Annotated in this window: 13 protein-coding genes; 11 read left to right on the forward strand and 2 right to left on the reverse strand. The window is 70.3% G+C overall.

Translation table 11 applies throughout. The features are described 5' to 3' along the window. Positions 1-69: 69 nt before the first annotated feature. The 8 genes from O159_RS02055 to O159_RS02090 are packed head-to-tail and all read left to right on the forward strand — an operon-like array spanning position 70 to position 7,839. Positions 70-1,608, forward strand: coding sequence for an ABC transporter ATP-binding protein (locus O159_RS02055; RefSeq protein WP_021754105.1), 1,539 nt, complete (start codon positions 70-72; stop codon positions 1,606-1,608). Further along, positions 1,605-2,930, forward strand: coding sequence for an ABC transporter permease (locus tag O159_RS02060; RefSeq protein WP_021754106.1), 1,326 nt, complete (start codon positions 1,605-1,607; stop codon positions 2,928-2,930). The genes O159_RS02055 and O159_RS02060 overlap by 4 nt, the downstream gene beginning before the upstream one ends. After that, complete coding sequence (locus O159_RS02065) at positions 2,927-4,222, forward strand: ABC transporter permease (RefSeq protein ID WP_021754107.1); 1,296 nt, start codon at positions 2,927-2,929, stop codon at positions 4,220-4,222. The genes O159_RS02060 and O159_RS02065 overlap by 4 nt, the downstream gene beginning before the upstream one ends. Next, positions 4,219-4,629 carry a cytidine deaminase gene (locus O159_RS02070; protein ID WP_043993445.1) on the forward strand — a complete coding sequence of 137 codons (411 nt, stop codon included), beginning with the start codon at positions 4,219-4,221 and terminating at the stop codon, positions 4,627-4,629. The genes O159_RS02065 and O159_RS02070 overlap by 4 nt, the downstream gene beginning before the upstream one ends. A gap of 30 nt (positions 4,630-4,659) precedes the next feature. Beyond that, positions 4,660-5,958 (forward strand): thymidine phosphorylase, encoded by a 1,299-nt coding sequence (locus tag O159_RS02075; protein WP_021754109.1) that lies wholly within the window; start codon positions 4,660-4,662, stop codon positions 5,956-5,958. A gap of 10 nt (positions 5,959-5,968) precedes the next feature. Next, positions 5,969-7,084 carry an adenosine deaminase gene (locus tag O159_RS02080; RefSeq protein ID WP_021754110.1) on the forward strand — a complete coding sequence of 372 codons (1,116 nt, stop codon included), beginning with the start codon at positions 5,969-5,971 and terminating at the stop codon, positions 7,082-7,084. A gap of 24 nt (positions 7,085-7,108) precedes the next feature. After that, positions 7,109-7,570, forward strand: coding sequence for a PTS sugar transporter subunit IIA (locus O159_RS02085; RefSeq protein WP_021754111.1), 462 nt, complete (start codon positions 7,109-7,111; stop codon positions 7,568-7,570). Continuing rightward, positions 7,567-7,839, forward strand: a complete 273-nt coding sequence (locus O159_RS02090; protein WP_021754112.1) for a PTS sugar transporter subunit IIB — start codon at positions 7,567-7,569, stop codon at positions 7,837-7,839. The genes O159_RS02085 and O159_RS02090 overlap by 4 nt, the downstream gene beginning before the upstream one ends. Positions 7,840-7,851: 12 nt before the next feature. Here O159_RS02090 and O159_RS02095 read toward each other — a convergent pair whose 3' ends face one another. After that, a complete protein-coding gene (locus tag O159_RS02095; protein WP_021754113.1) occupies positions 7,852-9,531 on the reverse strand; it encodes a phospho-sugar mutase in 1,680 nt (559 codons plus the stop codon). After that, positions 9,528-10,358, reverse strand: coding sequence for a purine-nucleoside phosphorylase (locus O159_RS02100; RefSeq protein WP_021754114.1), 831 nt, complete (start codon positions 10,356-10,358; stop codon positions 9,528-9,530). The genes O159_RS02095 and O159_RS02100 overlap by 4 nt, the downstream gene beginning before the upstream one ends. 104 nt (positions 10,359-10,462) lie before the next feature. Here O159_RS02100 and O159_RS02105 point away from each other — a divergent pair, with 104 nt between their 5' ends. The 3 genes from O159_RS02105 to O159_RS02115 all read left to right on the forward strand — a co-directional run bounded on the left by O159_RS02105 (position 10,463) and on the right by O159_RS02115 (position 14,846). Beyond that, positions 10,463-11,899 carry an NAD(P)H-quinone dehydrogenase gene (locus O159_RS02105; RefSeq protein WP_021754115.1) on the forward strand — a complete coding sequence of 479 codons (1,437 nt, stop codon included), beginning with the start codon at positions 10,463-10,465 and terminating at the stop codon, positions 11,897-11,899. Between the two features lie 11 nt (positions 11,900-11,910). Beyond that, on the forward strand, positions 11,911-13,770 hold the full coding sequence (locus tag O159_RS02110) for a cation:proton antiporter (protein WP_021754116.1): 1,860 nt from the start codon (positions 11,911-11,913) through the stop codon (positions 13,768-13,770). Between the two features lie 230 nt (positions 13,771-14,000). Next, a complete protein-coding gene (locus O159_RS02115) occupies positions 14,001-14,846 on the forward strand; it encodes a type IV toxin-antitoxin system AbiEi family antitoxin domain-containing protein (RefSeq protein WP_021754117.1) in 846 nt (281 codons plus the stop codon). Positions 14,847-14,920: the final 74 nt, after the last annotated feature.

A 14,920-nucleotide genomic window follows, 5' to 3' on the forward strand; every position in this document is an offset into this window, starting at 1 on the left:
GGGGAGGCCGGCCTGCGCCGGCCTCCCCGCCTCCGCCTCGAGCACCCAGCCCGAAACCCCGAGGTCCTCATGAAACTCGAACTCCGCGGCATCACGAAGAGATTCGGCGCCCTGGTCGCGAACGACCGCATCGACCTGACGGTCGAACCCGGTGAGATCCACTGCCTGCTCGGCGAGAACGGCGCCGGCAAGTCGACCCTCATGAACGTCCTGTACGGCCTGTACCAGGCGGATGAGGGCGAGATCCTCCTCGACGGCGAGGTCCAGCGCTTCGACGGTCCCGGCGACGCCATGAAGGCGGGCATCGGGATGGTCCACCAGCATTTCATGCTCATCCCCGTCTTCACCGTCGCCGAGAATGTCATGCTCGGCCACGAGCAGACCAGGTTCGGCGGCCGTCTCGATCTCACGGCGGCTCGCGCGAAGGTGCGCGAGATCTCGGCACGGTTCGGCTTCGATGTCGACCCGGACGCGTTGGTCGAGGAGCTGCCCATCGGCGTCCAGCAGCGCGTGGAGATCATCAAGGCGCTCTCGCGCGATGCCGAAGTGCTCGTGTTCGACGAGCCGACGGCCGTTCTGACGCCGCAGGAGACCGATGAGCTCATGACGATCATGAAGCAGCTCGCCGCCGGCGGGACGGGCATCGTCTTCATCACCCACAAGCTCCGCGAGGTTCGCGAGGTGGCGAGCCGCATCACCATCATGCGGCTCGGCAAGGTGGCCGGCGAGGCCGACCCGGAGGCGTCCAACGCCGAGCTCGCCTCGCTCATGGTGGGCCGCAGTGTCGAGCTGAGCGTCCGGAAGGGCGAGCCGCGGCTCACGGACAATGTCCTCCGCGTGCGGGATCTCACCGTTTTCGACGCAGCCGGGGCCGTTCTGGTCGACGCGCTGAGCTTCGATGTCCGCGGCGGCGAGGTGCTCGCCATCGCCGGTGTCCAGGGCAATGGCCAGACGGAGCTGACCGAGGCGCTCCTCGGCCTGCAGAAGCGGGTGACCGGGTCGATCGAGCTCGACGGCCGCGAGCTCCTCGGCCTCTCCGTGCGGAGGATCCTCGACTCCGGCGTCGGGTTCGTCCCGGAGGACCGCAACGTGGACGGCCTGGTCGCCGAGTTCTCCATCGCCGAGAATCTGATGCTCGACCGCTCCGATGGCGCCCCCTTCGTCAAAGGGGTGAACCTTCAGCTCGCGTTCCGCGACACGTTCGCGGAGGAGAAGGTGCGCGAGTTCGACGTGCGCTCCCAGGGCATCGCGACCCGCGTCGGCCGGCTCTCCGGCGGCAACCAGCAGAAGGTCGTCCTCGCGCGCGAGCTGAGCCGCGAACTCCGCCTTTTCGTGGCCGCGCAGCCGACTCGCGGTCTGGATGTCGGCTCGATCGAGTTCGTCCACGAGAGGATCATCGCGGCGCGCGGCGCCGGGGTGCCGGTCATCGTCGTCTCCACGGAGCTGGACGAGATCGTCGCGCTCGGCGACCGCGTCGCGGTCATGTACCGCGGCGGCGTCGTGGGCATCGTGCCCGCCACCACGCCCCGGGAGATCCTCGGCCTCATGATGACCGGTGAGGCCCCACCGGCGGAGTACCTCGTCGAGACAGAAGGAGCCTCCGCGTGAGCGAGCAGATCCCCCGCGTGGACGCCGACGCTCTGGCGGGCGGAACGCCCGCCGCCGAACCCGCGCTCGACCAGATCCCCGCCGGGCGCGAGGCCCCGGAGCCGCCCGTCCCCGAGGAGTCCCGTTCGCACCGCGTCCTGCGCGAGATCGCCTCGGGCAGCGCGCTGCTCTCCGTCTGTGCGATCATCGTCGCGCTCGTCGTCGGCGGCGTCTTCATCGCCGTGACGAACCAGCAGGTGCAGGCGGCGCTCGGCTACTTCTTCGCGCGACCCGGAGACACCTTCGCCGCCATCGGCAACGCGGTCGGGGGAGCGTACTCGGCCCTTTTCCAGGGCGCTGTCTACAACGTCAACGCCCCCGATGTCGCCACCGGCATCCAGTCGCTGTCGACGACGCTCACCTTCGCCACGCCGCTCATCGCGGCCGGCCTCGGTGTCGCGCTCAGCTTCCGCGTCGGCCTGTTCAACATCGGCGGCCAGGGACAGATGCTCATCGCGGCCCTGTTCGCGGGCATCGTCGGCTTCAAACTGCCGATGGCGCCGGGCGTCCACCTCCTCATCGCGGTCATCGCCGGGCTCGTCGGCGGTGCGATCTGGGCGGCGGTCGCCGGGGTCCTCAAAGCGTACACGCGGGCGCACGAGGTCATCGTCACGATCATGCTCAACTACATCGCGCTCAACCTTCTCAACTACCTGCTCACGACATCCTTTCTGCGCGCCCCGGGCGCGAACGATCCGCGCACCCCGGCGACACTGCCGACGGCGGTGTTCCCCAAGCTCTTCGGCAGCGGGTATTCGCTGGACATCGGCATCCTGCTCGCGATCCTCGCGACCGTCGCCGTGTGGTGGCTGCTCGAGCGGTCGAACCTCGGCTTCCGCTTCCGCGCGGTCGGCGAGAACCCGAACGCCGCGCGCGTCGCGGGCATGTCGGTCACATCGGTCTACGTGTGGGCGATGGTCATCTCGGGCGCGCTCGTCGGCCTCGCCGGGGCGACTCAGGTGCTCGGGCAGATCACCACCGGGTTCGGCAGCGACATCGACGCCGGCATCGGCTTCTCAGCGATCACGGTCGCGCTGCTCGGCCGCTCGCGCCCGTTCGGCGTGCTCGTCGCCGGCATCCTCATCGGCGCTTTCCAGGCCGGAGGCTTCGCCATGCAGGCCGCCGACAACGTGCCGGTGGAGGTCATCGCGATCATCCAGTCCGTCACGGTGCTCTTCATCGCTGCGCCGCCGCTCGTGCGGGCGATCTTCCGGCTGCCCGCACCCGGCGCGCCGAGCCGGACCCGCAGAGCGTCTCGCACGAAGGGAACGGTCGCACGATGACCGTCGTCACCCCGCCCGCTGCCCCCGCGCCGACCGGGGGCGACGGAGCGTCTGCCCGCGTCGTGGTCCGCCACTGGCGCCTGCCGATCGTGTTCGCGGTCTTCGCTCTCGTGAGCATCGTGCTCTTCCTCGTCTTCCCCCGCTCCGGCGAGACGACGTACACGTTCACGGAGAAGAATGACTTCTTCGTCATCCCGAACCTGCCCGTGTACACCCTGGCGGCCGGTTTCGCGGTGACGGCGATCGCCCTGGTGGTCACGGCGTCCGCCTTCGTCCTCGTGGCGGGCGGCCGCCGGGTTCCGCTCTGGCTCGGGGCCGTGTTCGCCCTCGCGCTGCTGTTCGGGTTCGTCACCTGGTCGGCTGGCTCCGGGACGGTGCCCGTCGCGGGCCTGCTCGCGGCGGCGCTGGGCCTCAGCGTCCCGATCATCTACGGCGCTCTGGGCGGTGTGCTGTCCGAGCGCGTCGGCGTCGTCAACGTCGCCATCGAAGGCCAGCTGCTCGGCGGCGCCTTCACCTCGGCGATGCTCGCCACCATGACGCACTCGGCCGGCGTCGGTCTGATCTGCGCTGCCGTCGCCGGGATGCTCGTCTCGTTCGTCCTCGCGGCGTTCTCGATCAAGTACCTCGTCGACCAGGTCATCGTCGGCATCGTGCTCAACGTGCTCGTCTCCGGCGTGACCGGCTTCTTCTACACGGCGGTCATGGCGAACAACACGGCGGCCTTCAACCTGCCGCCCACGCTTCCGAGTCTGCCGATTCCGCTGCTGAGCCAGATTCCGGTGATCGGCCCCGTGCTGTTCGATCAGACGCTGATCGTGTACGCGATGTACGTCGCGGTGGCCGGTGTCTCCTTCTTCCTGTTCCACACCCGCTGGGGCCTTCGGGTGCGCGCGGTCGGCGAGCACCCGAAGGCGGCCGACACGGTCGGTGTCAGGGTCACCTCGACGCGGTTCTGGACGGTGCTGATCGCCGGCGCGATCGCTGGCTTCGGCGGCGCGTATTTCACGATCGGCGGCGTCGGCGGGTTCGTCAAAGACATGACGAGCGGCCTCGGCTACATTGCGCTGGCCGCTGTGATCTTCGGCCGCTGGAACCCGATCCGCGCCACTCTCGCCGCGCTCCTCTTCGGCTTCGCGGCCGCGCTGCAGAGCCTGCTCGGCCTGCTGCACGCCCCGATCCCGAGCGAGTTCCTGCGGATGCTGCCCTATCTGGTGACGATCGCCGCCGTCGCCGGTCTGGTCGGGGTCTCGCGCGGACCCGCCGCCTCCGGCAAACCCTATATCAAATCATGACAATCATTATTGAATGGGAGGCCCTTCGCGCAGCGGCCCGCGAGGCCATGGCCCACGCCTACGTCCCGTACTCGCGTTTCCCCGTCGGGGCGGCGGCGCTCGTGGACGACGGCCGCATCGTCAGCGGCTGCAATGTCGAGAACGCCAGCTACGGCGTCACGCTGTGCGCCGAGTGCGGGCTCGTCTCCGCGCTCGCGATGTCCGGCGGCGGCCGGCTCGTCGCTTTCACCTGTGTGAACGGCGACGGCGACACCCTCATGCCGTGCGGACGCTGCCGGCAGCTGCTCTCCGAGCACGCGGCCGAGGGGATGCTGCTGGAGACCGTCTCCGGCCTCCGCGCTATCGACGAGGTGCTGCCCGACGCCTTCGGTCCGCGGCAACTCGCCGAGCACCGCACCAACGACTGAGAAAGACATCCCGTGACCCAGACCGCAGGAATGGTCGAGGCGTTCGACGCCGTCGACCTGATCAGGACCAAGCGCGACCGCGGAGAGCTCCGCACCGCCGAGATCGACTGGCTGGTGGACGCCTACACCCGCGGCTACGTGGGCGACGAGCAGATGTCCGCGATGGCGATGGCGATCTTCCTCAACGGCATGACCCGCCGCGAGATCAAGGACCTCACGCTCGCCATGATCGCCTCGGGCGAGCGCATGGACTTCTCCGGTCTCGGCAAGCCCACCGCGGACAAACACTCCACCGGCGGTGTCGGCGACAAGATCACACTGCCGCTCATGCCACTGGTCGCCGCCTTCGGCGTGGCCGTCCCGCAGCTCTCCGGCCGCGGTCTCGGGCACACCGGAGGGACGCTCGACAAGCTCGAGAGCATCCCGGGCTGGCGCGCCGACTTGTCGAACGAGGAGATGTTCGCGCAGCTGCGGAACGAGGGCGGCGTCATCTGCGCGGCCGGTTCGGGGCTCGCCCCGGCCGACGGCAAACTGTACGCGCTGCGGGACATCACGGGCACGGTCGAGGCCATCCCGCTGATCGCCTCCTCGATCATGTCCAAGAAGATCGCGGAGGGCACCGGCGCGCTGGTGCTCGACGTGAAGTTCGGTTCGGGAGCGTTCCTCAAAGACATCGAGAAGTCGCGCGAGCTGGCTCGGACGATGGTCGAGCTGGGCACGGACGCCGGGGTCGCCACCTCGGCGCTGCTCACGGACATGAATGTCCCGCTGGGCCTCGCCATCGGCAACGCCAATGAGGTGCGCGAGTCCGTCGAGGTGCTCGCCGGCGGCGGTCCCGCCGATGTCGTGGAGCTGACGGTCGCGCTCGCGCGCGAGATGCTCGCGCTGGCCGGTCAGCCGGACGCGGAGGTCGAGGCGGCGCTGAGGGACGGGCGGGCGATGGACAAGTGGCGGGAGGTCATCCGCGCCCAGGGCGGCGACCCGGAGGCGGCGCTTCCGGTGGCGAGGGAGACGCACACCGTGCTCGCCGGGGAGGACGGCATCCTGATCGAGCAGCAGGCCCTCCCCTTCGGCATCGCCGCATGGCGCCTGGGCGCTGGCCGCGCCCGCAAGCAGGACCCGGTGCAGCCCGCGGCGGGCATCGACCTGCACGCGAAACCGGGCGATGAGATCCGCGCCGGCCAGCCGCTGTTCACCCTCTCCGCCGACGAGCCGGCGCGCTTCGAGCGCGCGCTCGAAGCGCTCGACGGCGCCTATCGGATCGCCCCCGCCGGAACGCCGTTCGAGCGCGGGCCGATCGTCGCGGAGCGGATCGGCCGCTCCCGGTAGATTGAAGGGTATGAGCGAGAACGAGACGTACGCGCTGCCCGACGGCACCGACATCCAGGCCCTGCCGAAAGTGTCGCTGCACGACCACCTGGACGGCGGCCTGCGCCCCCTGACCGTTCTGGAACTGGCCGATGCGGCCGGTCTCGAGATCCCGGCCGGCGATGCCGATTCCCTGGGCCGTTGGTTCGCCGAGAAGTCGAATTCGGGCTCCCTGGTCGAGTATCTCAAGACGTTCGATCTGACGACCGCCGTCATGCAGACCCGAGAGAGCCTCATCCGCGTCGCGCGCGAGTTCGTGCAGGATCTCGGGGCCGACGGGGTCGTGTACGGCGAGGTGCGCTGGGCGCCGGAGCAGCATCTGGGTCGCGGGCTCAGCCTCGACGAGACGGTCGAAGCCGTGCAGGAGGGCATCGAGCAGGGCATCCAGGATGTGTACGCGACCGGCGCGCGCATCCGCGTCGGCCAGCTGGTGTCCGCGATGCGCCACACCGATCGCAGTCTTGAGATCGCCGAGCTGGCGGTGCGGCACCGCGATGACGGCGTGGTCGGGTTCGACATCGCCGGTCCCGAGGCGGGCTTCCCGCCCTCGAACCACCGCGCCGCGTTCGACTACCTGGCCGCCCAGTTCTTCCCGACCTCGGTGCATGCCGGCGAGGCGGACGGTCTCGACAGCATCCAGAGCGCGCTGCTCGACGGGCGCGCGCTGCGGCTCGGGCACGGTGTGCGCCTGGCCGAGGACATCACGATCGAACGCCAGGACGACGAGAACACGTATGTGACGCTCGGGACGCTCTCGCAGTGGGTCAAGGATCGCGAGATCGCTCTGGAGACGAGCCCCAGCTCCAATCTGCAGACCGGGGCCATCGCGGCCTGGGGCGACGACATCCTGGACCACCCGTTCGACCTGCTCTACCAGCTCGGCTTCCGGGTGCTGGTGAACACCGATAATCGGCTGATGAGCGGCACGACGCTGACCCGCGAGCTGAGCATCCTGGCCGATGCCTTCGCCTACGACCGCACCGACCTCGAGATCTTCCAGCTGAACGCGGCGGCGGCGGCCTTCCTCCCCCTCGAAGAGCGCGAGGAGCTGGCCGGGATCGTCACAGCAGGTTTCGAGGGTTCCTGACCCACCGGGCGATACGCTGGAGGCATGCCCCTGCCGCCACTGCCCGCTTCCGCCGTGACCATCGGCGCCCACGCCGCCGATTGGCGCGAGGCTGTGGATCTCGCGGGGGCGGCGCTGGCGCGTTCGGGTGCGACGCAACCGGGATACGCGGCCCGCATGGTGCAGGTGATCGAGGAGTTCGGGGCCTACATCGTGATCGCCCCCGGCCTCGCTCTCGCACACGCGCGACCCGGCCCGGACGTGAACGTCGACGGACTCGCCGTGGTGACGCTGGCTGAGCCGGTCGCGTTCGGGCACCCCCACAACGACCCCGTCTCGGTGGTCATCGGCCTGGCCGTGTCCACACCGGACGCGCATGTCACCAGTGTCGCGGAACTGGCCAATGTGTTCAACGACCCGGATTCGATTCCGGCGCTCGCGGACGCGAGCGAGGTGGCCGAGGTGCAACGCATCCTGACGCTCAGCGAGGAAGAGGCCGCACGGTGAAGATCGTGGCGATCTGCGGCGTCGGCCTCGGAACCTCCGGCATCCTGAAAGTCAACGCCGAGCGGGTGCTCGAACGGCTCGGGATCGACGCGGTCGTCGCGGCGTCGGACGCGGTGAACGTCGCTTCCGTCGCATCCGACGCCCAGATCATCTTGACCTCGCCGGAGCTGGCCGATCGCATCGGACCGACCAACGCCGACGTGATCGTGGTGCAGAACTACTTCGACCTCGATGAGCTGGAGCGGAAACTGGACGAAGCGCTCGGTTAGGCCGTCAGCCCGTCACGCTGTCAGCGCCCGCATCGCCTCCGCCAGGGCAGCGACCCGCGCGGCGGCGGTCGAGCGCCGCTCGGCGAGGGCGCCTTCGTCGCTCGACGCGTCGATGTAGATCTTGAGCTTCGGCTCCGTGCCGCTCGGCCGCACCATCACGCGCGAGCCGTCCGCCAGCAGGATGCGGAGCACATCGCTCGGCGGGAGACCGCCGAGACCGTCGCTCAGGTCGTCGATCCGGCTCACGGGGACCGCGCCGAGGTGGCTCGGCGGGGTCGCTCGCAGAGCCGCCATGATCTCGCCGATGCGGGAGACATCGCTGACGCGGAGGGAGATCTGCTCGCTCGCGAAGAAGCCGAATCGCTCGGCGAAGGCGTCCAGCTGGTCCGCGATCGTGCGCCCCTCCGCGGCCAGGCTGCTGGCCAGGTCGAGCAGCGCGGTCGCGGCGGAGATGCCGTCTTTGTCACGGATGGTCTGCGGGTTCACGAGGTAGCCCAGCGCCTCCTCGTAGCCGAAGATCAGCCCGGGTGCGCGGGAGACCCATTTGAAACCGGTGAGCGTGTTCGCAAAGCCGAGGCGGTACGCCTCCGCGACCGCCGCCAGCGCGGGAGAGGAGACGATCGAGCAGGCGAGCGCCCCGCCCTCCCCGGCAGCCAGCTCGGCGGCGCGCCAGCCCAGCAGGGCGCCGACTTCGTTGCCGCTCAGCCGGCGGTAGCCCTCGGCCGCGGCCGGGTCGGGGATGGCGACGGCGAGCCGGTCGGCGTCCGGGTCGTTGGCGATGACCAGGTCGGCCCCGGCCTCGCGCGCCGTGGCGAACGCGAGATCCATCGCGCCCGGCTCCTCGGGGTTCGGAAACGCGACGGTCGGGAACGCCGGATCGGGATCGCGCTGCGCGGTCACGACCGCGGGCTCGGCGAACCCGGCGCGGGCGAACACCTCCCGGGCCGTGCGCCAGCCGACGCCGTGCATGGCCGTGTACGCGAACGAGACGGCGTCCCGCGGGGCGGAGGTGCTCGCGACGGCGGCGGTCGCCGCGATGTAGTCGCGCTCGACCTCCTCGCCGGCGACCTCGTACTGCTCCGAGCGGGGCAGTTCTGCGACGCTGCCCCGAGCGACCTCCAGGATGTGCGCGGCGATCTCCGCATCCGTCGGGGAGACGATCTGCGAACCGTGGCTCTTGCCGCCGAGATAGACCTTGTAGCCGTTGTCGTTCCGCGGGTTGTGGCTGGCGGTGACCATGACCCCGGCGCTCGTGCCCAGGTGCCGAATCGCGAACGCGAGCACCGGGGTGGGCAGCAGGCGCGGCAGGAGGATGGCGCACACGCCGGCTCCGGCCATGAGCTCCGCCGTGTCGCGGGCGAAGACATCGGAGTTCTTGCGGCCGTCGTAGCCGATGACGACCGAGGGGGTTCCGTCCTCGGCGTTCTCCATCAGCCAGTGGGCGAAGCCGGCCGCGGCCTGAGCCACCAGCACGCGGTTCATCCGGTTCGGGCCGGCGGCGATCTCGCCGCGGAGACCGGCCGTGCCGAAAGCGAGACGGGCGCCGAAACGCGAGCGGAGGTCCGCGATGGCCCCGGCCGAGCCGGACTCGGCATCGGCGAGGAGAGCCGTGAGCTCCCGGTGCGTCTCGGGGTCGGGGTCCTGCTCCAGCCAGACGCGGGCGTCGGCGAGGAGCTGCGCGGTGTCGCTCACAGGGCCTCCACGATCCGGGCGAGCAGGGCGCCGATCACCGGTTCGGCCTCGCGGCCGGCTTCGATGACCTCCTGGTGGCTGAGCGGGGTCTTCTGGATGCCGGCCGCCAGATTGGTGATGAGCGACATCCCGAGGATCTCCATCCTGGCCTGGCGCGCCGCGATCGCCTCCAGCGCCGTCGACATCCCGACGATGTGCCCGCCGATCGCCTTCGCCATCCGCACCTCGGCCGGCGTCTCGTAGTGCGGGCCGCGGAACTGTGTGTAGACCCCCTCGTCCAGGCTCGGGTCGATGGTGCGCGCGAGGTCGCGTAGGCGCTTCGAATAGAGGTCCGTCAGGTCGATGAAGGTCGCGCCCTCGAGCGGCGAGTCGGCGGTGAGATTGAGGTGGTCGCTGATGAGGACCGGGGTTCCGGCCGTCCAGGTCTCCTTGATGCCGCCCGCGCCGTTCGTGAGGATCATCGTCGAGGAGCCCGCGGCCGCTGCGGTGCGGACGCTGTGGACGACACGGCGGACGCCGTGGCCCTCGTAGTAGTGCGTGCGCGCGCCGATGACAAGGGCGTGCTTGCCGTTTCGCAGCCGGAGGGAGCGCAGGGTGCCGACGTGGCCCTCCAGCGCGGGCTTGCCGAAGCCGACGATCTCGGTGGCGGGGACGGTCGCGACGGTCTCGCCGATCAGGTCCGCCGCCCTGCCCCAGCCGCTGCCGAGCGTGAGCGCGATGTCGTGCTTGGCGACGCCGGTCTTCTCCGCGAGCTGTTCCGCGGCGCGTTCGGCCACCTCGAACGGATCGGTGGCAGGGTCGTCGAGCGGGTTCAGGGTTTCCGGCATGCGCCCACTCTACTGAGCGCTCTCCGCGGACGCTGCCAACCCCGGCGGCGCGACGGCGCAGCCCGCATACGGAAGAGCAGCCCGCATGCGGAAGAATGGACGGTATGGCCTACGAATTCGAGCGCAAGCAGCGGATCGCCGTCCTCGGCGGCGGACCCGGCGGGTATGAGGCGGCGATCGCCGGGGCGCAGCTCGGCGCCGATGTCACCCTCATCGAGCGCTCCGGCGTCGGCGGCTCGGCCGTCATCACCGATGTCGTCCCCTCCAAGAGCCTCATCGCGACAGCGGAGGCCACCAACTCCATCGCCGAGGCGGCTGACCTCGGCGTCCAGTTCTTCTCCCGCGGCGCCAGCGGCAAGCCGGTGCGCCCGGAGATCGCCGTCAACCTGGCTGCGGTCAACAAGCGCCTCATGGGCCTCGCCCGCCAGCAATCGGAGGACATGCGCGCCGAGCTCGTGCGCTCGGGCGTCCGCATCGTCTCCGGGGAGGGCCGGCTCGACGGTCCGGGCACCGTCATCGTCTCGACGGTGCGGGGCGACTCGGGCACGGACTTCGACAGCGTGGACGCGGACACCATCGTGGTCGCCGTCGGTGCCCGCCCGCGCATCCTGTCCTCCGCCGAGCCGGACGGCGAACGCATCCTGACCTGGACCCAGCTCTACGATCTGGGAGCGATCCCCGAGCACCTCGTCGTCGTCGGCTCGGGCGTCACCGGAGCGGAGTTCGCCTCGGCCTACACGGCGCTCGGCTCGAAGGTCACCCTCATCTCCTCCCGCGACCAGGTGCTCCCGGGCGAAGACGCGGACGCCGCCGGCGTGATCGAGAACGTCTTCAAGCGCAATGGGATGCAGGTGCTCTCCACTTCCCGCGCCGAGTCGGTGGTCCGCGCCGGGGACGGTGTGGTCGCCACGCTCTCCGACGGCCGCACCGTGGAGGGCAGCCACTGCCTGATGGCCGTCGGCTCGATCCCGAACACCGCCGGGATCGGGTTGCAGGAGTCCGGGGTGCAGCTGACGCCGTCCGGCCACATCCGGGTCAACCGGGTCGCCCGGACCTCCATCCCGAACATCTACGCCGCCGGAGACTGCTCCGACTCGCTGCCGCTCGCCTCGGTCGCGTCGATGCAGGGCCGCACTGCGGTGTTCCACGCGATGGGCGACGCGGTCAACCCGATCGAACTGCGCAATGTCACCTCGAACATCTTCACCCAGCCGGAGATCGCGACGGTCGGCTGGAACCAGAAGCAGATCGAGGAGGGCATCGCGCAGGGCGATATCTACAAGCTGCCGCTGAAATCCAACCCGCGCGCGAAAATGCTCGGCATCCGCGACGGGTTCGTCAAGCTCTTCGCCCGCACCGGGTCGGGGACCGTGATCGGCGGCGTGATCGTGGCCCCGCGTGCCTCCGAGCTGATCTTCCCGCTCGCGCTCGCCGTCGAGCACCGTCTCACGGTCGACCAGGTCGCCCGGGCGTTCACGGTGTACCCGTCCCTCTCCGGCTCCATCTCGGACGCGGCCCGCGCGATGCATATCGTCCTTTAGGGAGCGCGCGCATGGAGGAGATCCTGGTCATCGGCGTCCTCGCCATTCTGGCCATCGCGGCCGCCACGACGATCGGACCCCGCTTCGGCGTCGCCTCGCCGCTCGTCCTCGTCGTCGTCGGCATCCTGGTGAGTCTGCTGCCGTTCGTGCCCGCGGTCACGATCGAGCCGGAGTGGGTCCTCGCCGGTGTGCTCCCGCCCCTGCTGTATTCCGCCTCGGTGTCGATGCCGTCGATGAATTTCCGCCGCGAGTTCGGTGCGATCGGCGGGCTGTCCGTGCTCCTGGTCGTCGTCAGCTCGGTGCTGCTCGGCCTGTTCTTCGCCTGGGTCGTCCCCGGGCTCGGCCTGGCGTGGGGCATCGCGCTCGGCGCTATCGTCAGCCCGACGGACGCGGTGGCCACCGGGATCGTGAAACGGGCGGGCGTCTCGCCGCGCGTCGTCGCCATCCTCGAGGGCGAGAGCCTGCTCAACGACGCCACGGCGCTGGTGCTGCTGCGCGCGGCCGTCGCGGCCACAGCGGCGTCGTTCACGTTCGGCGTGGTGGTCGTCTCGTTCGTCTACTCGGTGCTGATCGCCGTCCTCCTCGGCTGGGCCGTCGGACGGCTGAACCTGCTTGTCCGGCAGCGGGTGAAGGATGCCACGGTCAACACCGTCATCTCCTTCACCGTCCCGTTCCTGGCGTCCCTCCCCGCCGAAGCGCTCGGCGCCTCGGGACTGGTCGCGGCCGTCGTCGCCGGACTCGTCACCGGCAGCCGCGCGCCTCGGGTGCTCTCGCCGGAGCATCGGCTCTCGGGCACGCAGAACTGGCGCACGGTCGAGATGGTGCTGGAAGGCGTCATCTTCCTGACGATGGGCCTCGAACTTTTCGGCATCCTGCAGAAGGTCGAGAACGACCGCTCCGGTCTGCTGCCCCTCATCGGGGTCGCCGCCGGGGCGCTGCTCCTGACGATCCTCGTGCGCGCCGCCTTCGTGGCGCCCCTCCTGGCGATGCTCGGCCGGCGTCATCGGCGCGGGCAGCGGATGCGGCCCGCGCTCGAGCGGATGCAGCAGCGCCTCGAAGACCCGGAAGGCGTTCAGCGCGCCATCGCCGAGCGGCTGGCCGGTGCGAGGCCGGCGCTGCCGGGCGTGGATGCGGGGCGTGCGGATGCGTCGGGCGTGGATGCGGGGCGTGCGGATGCGTCGGGCGTGGACGCGGAGCGGGCCGACGCGGTGCGCGCCGCCGGCGCGCCGTACGCCGTCGTCCCCCTCACCGGCCGCGCGGCTCGCGCCCGGAGAATCGTCCGCAGCAGAGTTCTGCGCCGCCGCCGCGTCCCCACCGCCGAGAACCTCGCCCGCTTCGGTGTGCGCCTCCGTCGGCTCCTCGCCGATATCGACTACTTCACCGAGGCTCCACTCGGCTGGCGGGAGGGCGGCATCGTCGTCTGGGCGGGGATGCGCGGCGCCGTCACGGTCGCCGCCGCGCAGAGCCTTCCGGCCGAGACCCCCGGGCGTTCCGTGCTGGTTCTCATCGCCTTCTTCGTCGCCGCGGGGTCGCTTCTGCTTCAGGGCGGCACGCTGGCCCTTGTTCTTCGGCTCCTCAAACCCAGCACCGCCGACCCCGACGCCGAGCGCGACGAGCGCCGCCGCCTGATGGTGCTGCTGCACGACGTGGGAAAAACCGTCCCTCTCCCTCTCACCGCCGAGCGCACCCCCGAGGTCTTCGATCAGTACAAGGCCGCCCGCCTCGCCCGCATCCGCGCCCAGCGCTGCGCCCTCCTCGACGCCCGCGACGAGGGCACCTTCAGCGCGAATGTCCTCGCCGGCGCCCTCAACAACCTCGACGCCGCCGAAATCAGCATCGACCTCAAAGGCGCCCCCGCCGATTCCCCCTGACCCCCGTCCCTCTCTCCCGCCCCACCCCCCGTCCCCTCCCCCCGTCCCCCTCCACCCCCCCGTCTTGTGTCGGAAAGGGAGGACTCCCCCTCCCCCCTCCGTCATATCTCCTCCCTTTCCTGCTCGGGCTCGGCGTGTCTGTACTATCCACCTCCCTTTCCGACAGGCTGTTTATCCACAGATGGCTCCTGCCGTCTCTGCCGGTCGGCGTGGCCGCCGACGATAGAGCGATGAACTGGATGCAGGAGTTCGACAAGCGCGGCGGAATCGCCTCCACGCGCCAGCTCCGCGATGCCGGGGCGACCGAGCGTGCGCTGGGGAGGGTGGTGGCCGACGGGCGGCTGATCCGGCCGCGAAACGGACGATACGCGAAACCGGGCGTCTTCGAGGCGGCGATCGCCGCGGTTCGCATGGGTGGACGGCTCTCCTGCGTTTCCGCCGCTCGCAGCTACGGATTGTGGGGAGGCATGGACGCTCGCACTCACGCGACCGTTCCGCCCACGGCGGGTCGCGCGGGCGTCGAGGCGGGTGCTGTGCTGCACTGGCGTGCCTGCCGAGCGCATCCGGAGATCTGGCGTGTCTCCGTGGCCGATTGCCTGCGTTCCGTGGTCGCTTGCGCCGACGAGGAGACGTCCGTCGCCGTCCTCGATACCGCGCTCAGCGCAGGGCTGGTCTCGATCCGGGACATCGAACGCACCTTCGCCTCCGAGCCGCAACGAGCCAGGACGATCGCGCGGCGCGCTCGTCCTGGCTCCGACTCGGGCGTCGAGTCCATTCTGCGTCAGCGCCTCACCGCCCGCGGCCACCTCGTCGAGCAGCAGATCGCCGTCCCGGGCGCAGGCCGGGTGGATGCCCGCGTCGACGGAATCCTCTACGTCGAAGTGGACGGTTTCGCGTTCCACTCTGGGCGTGAGGCTTTCGAGAGGGACCGGATGCGGGATGCGGCGCTAGCGCTGCGGGGCGATCGCTGGTTGCGCGTCTCGGCCAGGAACCTTCTCAGCACACCGGATTCGGTGGTCGCGACGATCGAGGCGGTGCTGGAAAGGGAGGAGTCGGGTCGTGCGAGACGAGGATAACGCGGGAAAGGGAGGAATTCTGAACCGATTCTCGGGTGGGAGTCCTCCCTTTCCGACATGGTGGGGGCGGGATG

Source organism: Leifsonia xyli subsp. cynodontis DSM 46306, assembly GCF_000470775.1.
Classification (GTDB): Bacteria; Actinomycetota; Actinomycetes; order Actinomycetales; family Microbacteriaceae; genus Leifsonia; species Leifsonia cynodontis.

Excerpts from the sequence above, each read along its gene's own strand:
- O159_RS02055 (WP_021754105.1), top strand. The coding sequence starts at position 70 with ATGAAACTCGAACTCCGCGGCATCACGAAGAGATTCGGCGCCCTGGTC.
- O159_RS02065 (WP_021754107.1), top strand. The coding sequence starts at position 2,927 with ATGACCGTCGTCACCCCGCCCGCTGCCCCCGCGCCGACCGGGGGCGAC.
- O159_RS02070 (WP_043993445.1), top strand. The coding sequence starts at position 4,219 with ATGACAATCATTATTGAATGGGAGGCCCTTCGCGCAGCGGCCCGCGAG.
- O159_RS02075 (WP_021754109.1), top strand. The coding sequence starts at position 4,660 with ATGGTCGAGGCGTTCGACGCCGTCGACCTGATCAGGACCAAGCGCGAC.
- O159_RS02080 (WP_021754110.1), top strand. The coding sequence starts at position 5,969 with ATGAGCGAGAACGAGACGTACGCGCTGCCCGACGGCACCGACATCCAG.
- O159_RS02085 (WP_021754111.1), top strand. The coding sequence starts at position 7,109 with ATGCCCCTGCCGCCACTGCCCGCTTCCGCCGTGACCATCGGCGCCCAC.
- O159_RS02100 (WP_021754114.1), bottom strand. The coding sequence starts at position 10,358 with ATGCCGGAAACCCTGAACCCGCTCGACGACCCTGCCACCGATCCGTTC.
- O159_RS02105 (WP_021754115.1), top strand. The coding sequence starts at position 10,463 with ATGGCCTACGAATTCGAGCGCAAGCAGCGGATCGCCGTCCTCGGCGGC.
- O159_RS02110 (WP_021754116.1), top strand. The coding sequence starts at position 11,911 with ATGGAGGAGATCCTGGTCATCGGCGTCCTCGCCATTCTGGCCATCGCG.
- O159_RS02115 (WP_021754117.1), top strand. The coding sequence starts at position 14,001 with ATGAACTGGATGCAGGAGTTCGACAAGCGCGGCGGAATCGCCTCCACG.